Source organism: Marinobacterium sedimentorum, from assembly GCF_024267675.1.
Classification (GTDB): Bacteria; Pseudomonadota; Gammaproteobacteria; order Pseudomonadales; family Balneatricaceae; genus Marinobacterium_A; species Marinobacterium_A sedimentorum.
This window is the reverse complement of sequence record NZ_JALDYX010000012.1, coordinates 1-11,129: the sequence shown is the minus strand read 5'-3', so window position 1 is coordinate 11,129 and position 11,129 is coordinate 1. Positions and strand designations below refer to the sequence as shown.

Below are 11,129 nucleotides of genomic sequence, written 5' to 3'. Positions count from 1 at the left end.
CCATGATACTCGCCCAGATACCCAGAACACTGGCTCCTGCGAATCTGTACAGTCTGCTGTTACTGTTGTGCGCGCTCGGCGCAGGCCTGATAACGGGGCTGGCACATGCCCAGGCTGGTGACGCGACGCCCGCCCTGCTCGTGCAGGATCTGACGCGGGCCAAGCTCACGCCCTATCTTGAGCTGCTCGAAGATCCCGCTGCCAAGCTGACCTTTGACGATATCCGCGGCCCGGATCACGCCCAGGGGTTCGCAAACCTGGGGCCGCAGTCGCCCAATTTCGGTTTCACCGACTCCGCCTGGTGGGTGCGATTGCGTCTGGACAACCCCGGCGACAAGACGGTACCGGTGATCCTCCGGCAGGACTATCCGCTGATCGACCGTCTCGACTTCTGGTCGCAGGACGCGGACGGACACTGGCAGCAACTCGCCACCGGGGACCGCCTTCCTTTCGATACCCGCCCCATCAACAACCGTACCTTTCTGTTCCCCGTCGAGCTGCCGCCACAGACCGAACGCACCTACTACCTGCGCTTCGAGACCCAGGGCGCGATGAATATCGGGCTCTTCGCCCATGGCCCCAACGATCTGATTGATCTGATCTCCCACGAATATCTGGCGCTGGGGGTCTACTACGGTGGCTTTATCGTGCTGCTGATCTACAACCTGATCATGTTCGTGACGGTGCGCGAGCGCACTTTTGCCCACTATCTGCTGTACGTGCTCAGCTACGGTCTCTACATGTCGGTGCACAATGGGCTGAGCTTCCAGTACCTGTGGCCCAACAACACCTGGCTGGCGAATCAGAGCCTGTTGCTGCTGCTGGCGCTATCCCTGCTCGGTTGTATCCGCTTTACCCGGACCATACTGTCATCCGCTTCGCTGGCGCCGACCGCGGACCGTATCGCGGCCTTGCTGGAACTCTGCATGGTGGGCGCCTTTCTGGTGACGCCTTTCCTGAGTTATCGTGCCCTGATCGTGCCGATGGCGCTGATGACAGCGCTGATCTGCCTGCACATGCTGCTGATGGGGACTGTCACGCTGTGGCGGGGATCGAGGCCGGCGCGTTATTACATGATGGCCTTCACGGCGCTGCTGGGCGGCGTGCTGGCCTACATGCTCAAGACCTTTGGCCTGCTGCCGCACAATGACATTACCCAGAATGCCTTCCAGATCGGCTCCCTGGTGGAGATGGTGCTGCTGAGCCTGGCCGTGGGCAGTCGGATCAGCGAACTGCGCCAGCGCGGTTACGTCGACGCCCTGACGCAGTTGCACAACCGGCGCTATTTCAACGACCAGGTGGCATCGGAATTCTACCGTGCGCGCCGCCGCAAGCAGCCGTTGTCGCTGGTGGTGCTCGATATCGATCATTTCAAAACCTTCAATGACAGCTTCGGTCATGCTCAGGGTGACCTGGCACTGAAGGCCGTGGCGCGCACTTTGGGGAGCTGTCTGCGCAAGCCCAACTGCCCCTGCCGTTATGGCGGCGAGGAGTTCGTGGTGATCCTGCCGAATACCTCCGAGGCTCAGGTGGCGGTGCTCGCCGAACGCATTCGCCGTGAGGTCGAGCGAGCGACCGCCGCCAGCTTCGGGCTGACCGTCAGCGTCGGCCATGCCACCCAGGAGGGCTCAAATTTCGGCAACCCCCTGGAGCTGTTCGTGGCCGCGGATTTCGCCCTCTATGCCGCCAAGGAGGGCGGGCGTAACCGGGTGGTCGACTACCGCAGCTGCGAGTCCAAACGCAAGGGCGACGCGCTGGACGCCACCAAGCCGGCGCCAGGCCCGTTCGCGCAGCCGCGATAGGCCAGGCCCCGCTGAACCTGAATCAGGAATCCTGGCTGTAGGCTTCCTGCAGGTGCTCATCCTTGAGACGGACATAGTTGCCGGCCGTGTAGCTGAAGTAGGCCAGTTCCTTTTCAGTGAGCGGGCGCACCTGTTTTGCCGGACGGCCGACGTAGAGGTAACCGCTGTGCAGCGTCTTGCCAGGCGGTACCAGGCTGCCGGCGCCCAGTACGACTTCGTCCTCAATCACGGCGCCGTCCATGACCATGGCACCCATGCCGATCAGGATGCGGCTGCCGATGGTGCAGCCATGCAGCATGGCCTGGTGGCCGACGGTGACTTCGTCGCCAATCAGCAGCGGGAAACCGTCGGGGTTGAAAGGCCCCGCATGGGTGATGTGCAGCACCGAACCGTCCTGAATGCTGCTGCGCGCGCCTATGCGAATGCGGTGCATGTCGCCACGTATAACCACCAGGGGCCAGATGGAGGCATCGTCACCGATCTTCACGTCGCCAAGCACCACGGCGCTGGGATCGACGAATACGCGCTCGCCCAGTACCGGGGTCATGCCCTTGAAACTGCGAATCTTCATGCTGCCTACCTGTCGAAAGCCTGTTGAAATCCTATACGCGCCCCCCATTGTATAATGACAGCCATGTTTTGGCCCCCGTCACGCCCTGGAGATTCGATCGAATGAGCAACCCGCTGCTGCAGCAACCCGAACTGCCGACTTTCAGTGCCATCAAGCCCGAAAACGTGGAGCCGGCGATTGACGAGCTGCTTGGCCGCAACCGGGCGGGCATCCAAGCCCTGTGCCAGGCGACGGCGACGCCGGACTGGAACAGCCTGGTGGCGCCACTGGAACAGCTCAATGACGACCTGTCCCGGGCCTGGTCGCCGGTGTCGCATATGAATTCGGTGGTTAATGGTGATGCCCTGCGCCAGGCCTACAATGCCTGCCTGCCCAAGTTGTCGCAGTACTGGACAGAGCTGGGGCAGAACCAGCAGCTGTTCGAGGCCTTCAGCCATCTGGCAGAGAATGACCAGACGCTGGATGGCCCGCAGCGCAAGGTGGTGTCCAACACCCTGCGGGATTTCCGTCTGTCGGGCATAGCCCTGCCGGCAGAAGCTCAGCAGCGTTACGCCGAGCTGCAGCAAAAGCTGTCCTTGCTGACCACCCGTTTCTCCGAGAATGTACTGGATGCGACCAACGCCTGGAGCCTGCTGATTAGCGACGAGGCCGAGCTTGCCGGCTTGCCTGACATGGCACTGGCCGGAGCCAGGCAGGCTGCCGAGGCCCGCGAGCAGCAGGGCTGGCTGCTGACGCTGGATTTCCCGTCCTATTTCGCCGTGGTCACGCACGCCGACAATCGCGATCTGCGCCACCAGCTTTACAGCGCCTATGCCACCCGTGCCTCGGAGCTCGGCGCCGATGCGAAGTGGGACAATACCCAGCTGATCGACGATATTCTGGCGTTGCGCCATGAGCTGGCCCTGCTGCTGGGCTTTGCCAACTATGCCGAGTATTCGCTGGCGACCAAAATGGCGGAGTCGACCGACCAGGTGGTGGGCTTCCTGGAAGACCTGGCCGGCCGCGCCCGCACGGCGGGGCAACAGGAATACCGCGAACTGTGCGACTTTGCCCGCGAGCACTATGGTCTGGAAACCCTAGAGGCCTGGGATATCGCCTATTGCAGCGAAAAGCTCAAGCAGGCCCGTTACGATGTTTCCCAGGAAGCGCTGCGGCCTTACTTCCCGATGCCCAGGGTGCTCGACGGTCTGTTCCAGGTAGCCGGGCGCCTGTTTGATATCCAGATCGAAGAGGTGACGGAGTTTGATCGCTGGCACAAGGATGCGCGCCTGTTCAATGTCATGCGCAAGGGCGAGCGCCTGGCCAGTTTCTACCTGGACCCTTACGCCCGCGACAACAAGCGCGGCGGTGCCTGGATGGATACCTGCCGTATTCGCCGCCGTCTGCCCGATGGGCGGCTGCAGTTGCCCGTAGCTTACCTGGTGTGCAACTTCACACCGGCGGTGGGCACGAATCCGGCACTGCTGACCCACACCGAAGTCACCACCCTGTTCCATGAGTTCGGTCACGGTCTGCATCACATGCTGACGCAGATAGAATGCGCCGATGTCAGCGGCATCAATGGCGTTGCCTGGGATGCGGTGGAACTGCCGAGCCAGTTTATGGAAAACTGGTGCTGGGAGCCCGAAGCCCTGGCGCTGATATCCGGCCATTACCAGACCGGTGAAGTGCTGCCCAAGGCGCTGCTCGACAAGATGCTGGCGGCGAAAAACTTCCAGTCCGCCATGTTCATGGTGCGTCAGCTCGAGTTTTCCCTGTTTGATTTCCAGTTGCACCGTGACTTCCAGCCTGGCGTAACCAATGTGCAGCAGCTGCTGGATGGCGTGCGCGAGCGGGTGTCGGTGGTGCCTGTGCCGGACTTCAACCGCTTCCAGAACAGCTTCAGCCATATCTTTGCCGGTGGCTACGCCGCTGGCTACTATAGCTACAAGTGGGCCGAAGTCCTGTCGGCGGACGCCTTTTCCCGCTTCGAGGAAGAAGGTATTTTCAGCCCCCGGGCCGGTGCGGATTTTCGCAGCAATGTCCTCGAGATGGGTGGCTCCCGTGAACCGATGGAGCTGTTCGTCGCCTTCCGGGGCCGCGAACCCAGCGTCGATGCGCTGCTGCGTCACGCAGGCATAATCTGAGTCTACATTAACGTGCTACAAGCTGTGCAGGTTGTCCGTGACGGCCTGCCACAGGGCAGGAACCTATGACAGTGATCAAACGTTTTATCGCCGGTGCGGTCTGTCCGCGCTGTGGCCAGATGGATTGCCTGCGAATGTATCGGGACGACGAGCGCGAGTATCGCGAATGCGTGCGTTGCGACTTCGAGGATACCCAGCGTCTGGATGGTACGCCTGAAGTGAAAGAGCTCGAAACTCGCGTCAATCAGGCCAAGCCGGTGCTTGATGACGGTGAGCGGCCGATTCGCTTTGTGCCCAACCCCGTCAAAGACAGCAGCAAATGAGCGCTGAAGGCACAGTAACTCGCTGTGCCTGGGCGCTGAACAGTGCGCTGGAAATTGACTACCACGATAACGAATGGGGCCGGCCCCAGACGAGTGATAGCGTGCTATTCGAGTTTCTTGTGCTGGAGGGCGCCCAGGCGGGCCTCAGCTGGCGCACTGTGCTGGAAAAGCGCGAAGGTTACCGGCGGCATTTCCAGGGTTTCGATCCGGCACGGGTGGCCGCCCTGGGCGGCGATGCTATCGAGGCCATGCTGGCGGACCCCGGTGTGATCCGCCACCGCGGCAAGCTCGAAAGCGCCATTGGCAATGCCCGCATCTTTCTGGAACTGCAGGCAATGCATGGCAGTTTCGCCCAGTATCTGTGGCAGTTCACCGATGGCAAGCCGTTGCAGGGGCGGCGTGAACTCATGGCGCAGATTCCTGCCCAGACGGCAGAATCCCGGCAGCTTTCCAAAGAGCTCAAGCGCCAGGGCATGCGGTTTGTCGGCCCCACCATCTGCTACGCCTACATGCAGGCCGTGGGCCTGGTGAACGATCACCTGCTGAGCTGCCCGTGCCATGCGGACTGTGTTGCCGCGGGCGAACGCTTCAGTCTCTGATCAGGTCCTGCGGGGGTTTCAGCCTCTCCGCCGGCGGGATCAGTGCTCGGCACTGACCCGGTAAATGGCGCCGGCCTGATCGTCGGAAATCAGCAGGCTGCCATCCCTGTCGACCAGCACATCCACCGGGCGTCCCCAGGCGCTCTGCCCCTGCAGCCAGCCGGTGACGAAGGGCTTGTGGCTGAGGATCCTGTCCTCCTCGGTTTGCAGCTTCATGACCCGGTAGCCGGATTTCTGGCTGCGGTTCCATGAACCGTGCTCGGCGATAAACAAGGTATTGCCGCCGGCCTTGGGCAGCTGCTCGCCGCGATAGAAAGTCATGCCCAGTGCCGCCACATGGGCACCGAGCCCCAGCACCGGAGAGACAAAGTCAGTGGTTTCGGCGGTGGCCGCATAGACCGGGTCCGGTACGGGCCTGGCCTTGTGATTGCTGTGAAAAAACGGAAAACCGAAATGCTGACCGGGTTCGGTGAGGCGGTTCAGTTCGTCGTCCGGCAGGTTATCCCCCAGCTGGTCGCGGCCGTTGTCGGTGAACCAGAGCTGGCTGCTCACCGGGTGCCAGTCCATGCCCACGCTGTTGCGCACGCCCTGGGCGACCACCTCGATACGGCCCGAGCGCGGGTTGATCCGGCTGATGGTGGCAAACAGCGGGTTGTCCGGCAGGCAGACATTGCAGGGCGCACCTATATTGAAATAGAGCCAGCCATCGGGCCCGACGGACAGGTATTTGGCGCCGTGATGCTTGTTGCGCGGCAGCTGGTCGGTGATGAGCTGGCGGGCCGGAATCTCCGGCAGGCGCTGCTCGATGGCCGGATAGCGCCAGATGCGATTCACCTCCGCCACATAGAGATCACCCTGGTATACCGCCACGCCGTTGGGCATGCTGAGCCCCGAGCCGATGCGGATCGACTGCTCGTAGCGGCCATCACCATCCTGGTCCCGCAGCGCCGTAATGCCATCGCCGTTGCGACTGCCGACAAACAGGGTGCCTGAGTCCCCCAGCGCCAGTTGCCGGGCCCCCGGTACCTCGGCCACCAGGGCAATGTCGTGCCCGCTGGGCACCTTGAGCAGGTGAATTGGAAGTTCGGCCCGGGCACTCAGGGCCGGCAGAAGGCAGGCGAGCAGCAGCAATTTACGCATCAGGATAACCAGAGCTCCTTTTTGCACAGTGTGCGGTAAACATAGCCGCCGGTCAGCGCGCGGGCCACAAAGAGCCCCATGAAGGCGAGCCAGAGACCCTGATTCCCCAGACCCTGAAGCAGCCACCAGAGCGGCAGATAGACGCAGAATACCGAAACGATCATGGTGTTCTGCATGGCGCGTACCTGGGTGGTGCCGATGAATATGCCGTCCAGCAGATAGCTCCAGACGCCCACCAGCGGCAACAGGATGATCCAGGGCAGGAAATCGATGGCCAGGGCGCGCACTGGTTCAATGTCCGTCAGGATGCCGATAATCTGTGCACCTGCCAGCCAGAACAGCAGACTGAAGGCCAGGGCGGTGAACAGCGACCAGATCAGTGCCGTGAGCACCGTATCGTAGAAGTGATCCAGCCGGCGCTGGCCGATGGCGCGCCCGGCGAGGGCCTCGGTGGCGTGGGCGAAACCATCCAGACCGTGGGAAATCAGCAGCAGGAAGTTCAGCAGCACGGCATTGGCCGACAGCGTCAGGGTGCCCATGCGTGCGCCCTGGCTGGTGAAAAAGGCAAAGGACAACAACAACAGCAGGGTGCGAACAAAGAGGTAGCGATTGACTATCAGCAGCTCTATGTAATCCGGCAGGTGCCACAGGCTCTGCCGGTCGAGAGTGCCGGAGGTGTTGCGCAGCACGCGCTTTGTCAGGTAAAGCCCCAGCCCCAGCGACAGGTACTCTGAGCACACTGTGGCCAGGGCCACGCCGTCGGCATGCATACCAAGACCGTAGACCGCCAGCAGATCCAGCAGCATGTTGGCGACGTTGGTCACCAGCAGTAACAGCAGTGGAATGCGGGTGTTCTGGTTACCCAGAAACCAGCCCAGCAGGGCGTAATTGCACAGCACCGCGGGGGCACCAAAGATGCGGATCCAGGCATAGCGCTCGGCTTCGGCAGTAACCAGATCGCCGGCATCCACCAGTGACAGGGCTATGGCGACCAGGGGCCGGTGTACCAGCAACAGCAGCAGGCCGAGCGCCGCCCCCAGCACCAGGGCGCGGGCCAGCAGCAGGCGTATCTGGGCGCCGTCCTCGCGGCCCTGGGCCTGGGCTGTAAGGCCGGTGGTGCCCATGCGCAGAAAGCCGAAGGCCCAGTAAAGGGTGGTGAAAATCATCCCGCCCACGGCCACGGCACCCAGGTAGTGGCTCTCGGGAAGATGGCCGATCACCGCGGTATCCACCAGCCCCAGCAGGGGTACGGTGATATTGCTCAGGATCATCGGCCAGGCCAGTTGCCAGATGCGCTGGTGGCACTCGCGGCTGGGCCAGCGCAGGCGGTACTGGCTCACCCGGCGCGGGCTCCGGTCTGGCGCAGCGGCAGGCTGTACAGCAGCAGGAATTCAGCGAGCGCTGCGACCACGACCGAGGGACCGGCCGGGGTATCCCAGCGCCAGGAGGCGGCGAGTCCTGCGGTGACCGCCAGGCAGCCCAGCACTGCGGCCAGACAGGCCATTTGCTCCGGCGTGCGGGACAGGCGCCTGGCGGCGGCGGCCGGGATAATCAGCAGCGATGTGATCAGCAGAATGCCGACGATCTTCATGGCCGCGGCAATCACCACGGCGATCAGCAGCATCAGCGTCAGGCGCAGTCGGGCCACAGCTACGCCTTCGACCTGGGCCAGTTCCTCATTGATGGTGATGGCCAGAAGGCCGTCCCACAGGCGCCACAGCAACAGCAGTACCAGGGCGCCACCGCCGTAAATCCAGAAAATGTCCTGCACCGTGATGGCCAGCAGGTCACCGAAGAGGTAGGCCAGCAGGTCGACGCGCACGTTGTCCAGCAGGGCAATGGCCACGAGCCCGAGGGACAGGGTGCTGTGGGCCATGATGCCGAGCAGTGTATCGGTAGCCACAAAGCGCTGGCGCTGCAATGTCACCAGTAGCAGCGCCAGCAGCACGCAGCTGGTCACGACCGCCAGGTTGACGTTGATTTCCAGCATAAAGCCCAGCGCTACGCCCAGCAGGGCCGAGTGCGCCAGGGTATCGCCGAAATAGGCCATGCGGCGCCAGACCACGAAGGAGCCCAGCGGGCCGGCAATAATGGCAACGCCCAGGCCGCCGATCAGGGCATACAGCAGAAAGTCATCCATGGGGCTCGTTACTCTTTACCGCGGCGCCTGCCGGCTTGATGACATCGCCGTGAACATTGTGGACATGGTTGTGGTGGTGGCTGTAGAGCGCCAGGTTTTCGGCGCCGGGCACGCCGAACATCTCGATAAAGGTCGGATCATTGCTGACCTGCTCGGGGTGTCCGGAGCAGCAGACGTGGCGGTTCATGCACACCACATGGTCGGTGGAGGACATCACCAGGTGCAGGTCGTGGGAAATCATCAGTACACCGCAGCCGCGCTGATCACGGATGCGGGCGATCAGCTTGTACAGCTCGATCTGACCGTTGATGTCCACACCCTGCACCGGCTCATCCAGAACCAGCAGGGTCGGCTCCTGCAGCAGCGCCCGCGCCAGCAGCACGCGCTGGGTTTCACCGCCCGAGAGGCTGTGGATCGACTGTTTCAGCAGGCGCAGTGCACCGACATCGGCCAGCGCCTTTTCCAGCGAGGCGTTGTCGCGGCTGCGGGCTGTTTGCAGGAAACGCTCCACGGTCAGCGGAAAAGTATGATCGATATGCAGCTTCTGCGGCATATAGCCGATGCGCAGATCGGGCTTGCGCCAGACCTCGCCGCTGCTGGGCTTGATCAGCCCCAGCACGACCCGCACCAGGGTGGTTTTGCCGGCGCCATTGGGGCCTATCAGGGTGGTGATGCAGTCGCGGTGCAGTTCCATGGATATGTTCTGCAGCACATGGTTGCGCCCAAAGCGCACGTTGATGCCGTCCAGCCTGGCAAGGTGCTGGTGTGCGTGGTTACTCATTCTGCCTCCCGCTGCAGGCTGTTTTGGCAATTCGGACACAGGCCCACGACTTCAACGGTTTCCTGTTCGATGATAAAGCCCAGGTGCGCGGCGCTGCTGTGAATGGCGTTCTGTACCGGCGCCGACTCCAGTTCCACCGTACTGCTGCAGCTGCGGCAGATCAGAAAGCAGCCCTGATGCGCCGGGCCCGGGTGCGGACAGCCGATGAAGGCATTGAGGGAGGCAATGCGGTGCACCAGTCCCTGGGCTTGCAGAAAATCCAGTGCGCGGTAGACCGTTGGCGGGGCCGAGTTGAATCCCGCGTCCGCCAGGGCTGGCAGCAGCTCGTAGGCGCCCAGCGGCTTGTGACTCTGCCAGATGAGCTGCAGTACCAGTTCGCGAATGGGTGTCAGGCGCTGCTTGCGCTCGTTGCAGAGCGTGCGGGCTTTGTGCAGCGCCTGGTGGATGCACCTGTCGTGATTGTGCCCGGGCTGAAATGATAAAGGTTGCTTGCTCATGGTTTCGCGCTGAATATGTTTTGTTATAGTGTAACTTAAATTGTCATTTGATGGACCCTTGAAACCATGTCGTTGCGCAAACTTTTCATCCTGTCTGGTCTTGTTCTGCCCTTGCTGGCGTCGCCCGTACAGGCCCTGCAGGTGGTCGCCAGTGTCAAGCCGCTGCAGCTGCTCAGTGCGGCGCTGCTGGATGGTATCAGTGAGCCTCGCCTGCTGGTGCCGGCCGATGCGTCTGTGCACAACTACGTGCTCAAACCTTCTGACGTACGGGGGCTGGCGGCGGCCGATCTGGTGATCTGGGTCGGACCCGAGCTTGAGCTGTTTCTTGGCAAGGCGCTGAAAAATACCGATGCGCGCATTCTGCAGCTGGGTGGCGCGGATGTGGCGGCATCTGGCTCTGAATCTGACCACGACCACGACCACGACCACGACCACGACCACGACCACGACCACGACCACGACCATGATAGTCATGCCGATGAGTCCGCGCAGGGCGAGGTGCACAAGCACGCGGTGGATGCCCATCTGTGGATGGATCCGGAGCTGATGCTGGCCGCGGCGCAGCGCATGCAGCAGATGCTGACGCAGATCGCGCCCGAGTACGGGCCCAGGCTGGCAGCCAACTATGCCCGCTTTGCCGCTTCGCTGCAGGCGAAGGACGCCGCCCTGCGCCTGCAGCTGGCGCCACTGGCGGATCAGGGCTTCTTTGTGTTCCATGATGCCTACGGCCATTTTGTTGGCCACTACGGCCTGAAGCAGCTGGGCTACTTTACCCTGGACCCCGCCCGGCCACCCGGCGCCCGACGCCTGAGCGATATTCGGCGGCAACTTAAGGCCCGCGAGGCGGTCTGTGTTTTTAGCGAGCCACAGTTTCGCGCCAATGTGGTCAGCAGCGTTACCCAGGATCTCGATGTGCGTCACGGCGAGCTGGACCCGCTGGCACGGGGCTTTGAACCCGGCCCCGATGCCTATGTTGACTACCTGGGCAGCCTTGCCGGGGCCTTTGTGGACTGTTTAACGCCTGATTGATAAATATTTTCATATTGGGGCTTCACAAGGCAAAAAACCGTCTATATAATTCGCCCCACTTTCGTCGCAGATGTGGTGGAATTGGTAGACACGCTAGCTTCAGGTGCTAGTGCTCGAAAGG

The 11,129-nt window shown here is 62.3% G+C and carries 11 protein-coding genes; 5 read left to right on the top strand and 6 right to left on the bottom strand.

Going from position 1 to position 11,129, the window contains the following annotated elements; all coding sequences use genetic code 11:
- Positions 1–2 precede the first annotated feature (2 nt).
- Positions 3–1,802, top strand: a complete 1,800-nt coding sequence (locus tag MRS74_RS11920; protein WP_254580516.1) for a diguanylate cyclase — start codon at positions 3–5, stop codon at positions 1,800–1,802.
- A gap of 22 nt (positions 1,803–1,824) precedes the next feature.
- On the opposite strand, the gene MRS74_RS11915 is transcribed toward MRS74_RS11920, so the two are convergent.
- A complete protein-coding gene (locus MRS74_RS11915) occupies positions 1,825–2,373 on the bottom strand; it encodes a gamma carbonic anhydrase family protein (protein WP_254580515.1) in 549 nt (182 codons plus the stop codon).
- Positions 2,374–2,474: 101 nt separating this feature from the next.
- On the opposite strand from MRS74_RS11915, the gene prlC reads away from it, so the two are divergent.
- From prlC to MRS74_RS11900, 3 genes are all read left to right on the top strand, one after another.
- Positions 2,475–4,499 carry an oligopeptidase A gene (prlC, locus tag MRS74_RS11910; protein WP_254580514.1) on the top strand — a complete coding sequence of 675 codons (2,025 nt, stop codon included), beginning with the start codon at positions 2,475–2,477 and terminating at the stop codon, positions 4,497–4,499.
- 65 nt (positions 4,500–4,564) lie between these two features.
- On the top strand, positions 4,565–4,822 hold the full coding sequence (locus MRS74_RS11905) for a YheV family putative zinc ribbon protein (protein ID WP_254580513.1): 258 nt from the start codon (positions 4,565–4,567) through the stop codon (positions 4,820–4,822).
- A complete protein-coding gene (locus MRS74_RS11900; RefSeq protein ID WP_254580512.1) occupies positions 4,819–5,421 on the top strand; it encodes a DNA-3-methyladenine glycosylase I in 603 nt (200 codons plus the stop codon). Before MRS74_RS11905 ends, MRS74_RS11900 begins: the two co-directional genes overlap by 4 nt.
- 39 nt (positions 5,422–5,460) lie before the next feature.
- On the opposite strand, the gene MRS74_RS11895 is transcribed toward MRS74_RS11900, so the two are convergent.
- From MRS74_RS11895 to MRS74_RS11875, 5 genes are read right to left on the bottom strand one after another with little or no spacing between them, the layout of a single operon-like run.
- The gene (locus MRS74_RS11895) at positions 5,461–6,561 is read right to left on the bottom strand and encodes a PQQ-dependent sugar dehydrogenase (RefSeq protein WP_254580511.1); all 1,101 of its coding nucleotides are present in this window, start codon (positions 6,559–6,561) and stop codon (positions 5,461–5,463) included.
- Positions 6,561–7,901, bottom strand: coding sequence for an MATE family efflux transporter (locus MRS74_RS11890; protein ID WP_254580510.1), 1,341 nt, complete (start codon positions 7,899–7,901; stop codon positions 6,561–6,563). Before MRS74_RS11890 ends, MRS74_RS11895 begins: the two co-directional genes overlap by 1 nt.
- Positions 7,898–8,701: a zinc ABC transporter permease subunit ZnuB gene (gene znuB / locus MRS74_RS11885; RefSeq protein ID WP_254580509.1), complete on the bottom strand. Its 804-nt coding sequence runs from the start codon at positions 8,699–8,701 to the stop codon at positions 7,898–7,900. Before znuB ends, MRS74_RS11890 begins: the two co-directional genes overlap by 4 nt.
- A complete protein-coding gene (znuC, locus tag MRS74_RS11880; protein ID WP_254580508.1) occupies positions 8,694–9,482 on the bottom strand; it encodes a zinc ABC transporter ATP-binding protein ZnuC in 789 nt (262 codons plus the stop codon). Before znuC ends, znuB begins: the two co-directional genes overlap by 8 nt.
- Positions 9,479–9,979, bottom strand: a complete 501-nt coding sequence (locus tag MRS74_RS11875; RefSeq protein WP_254580507.1) for a Fur family transcriptional regulator — start codon at positions 9,977–9,979, stop codon at positions 9,479–9,481. The genes znuC and MRS74_RS11875 overlap by 4 nt, the downstream gene beginning before the upstream one ends.
- Positions 9,980–10,045: 66 nt before the next feature.
- Between MRS74_RS11875 and znuA the strand changes: the two genes are divergently transcribed.
- Positions 10,046–11,008 carry a zinc ABC transporter substrate-binding protein ZnuA gene (gene znuA / locus MRS74_RS11870; protein ID WP_254580506.1) on the top strand — a complete coding sequence of 321 codons (963 nt, stop codon included), beginning with the start codon at positions 10,046–10,048 and terminating at the stop codon, positions 11,006–11,008.
- Positions 11,009–11,129 lie beyond the last annotated feature (121 nt).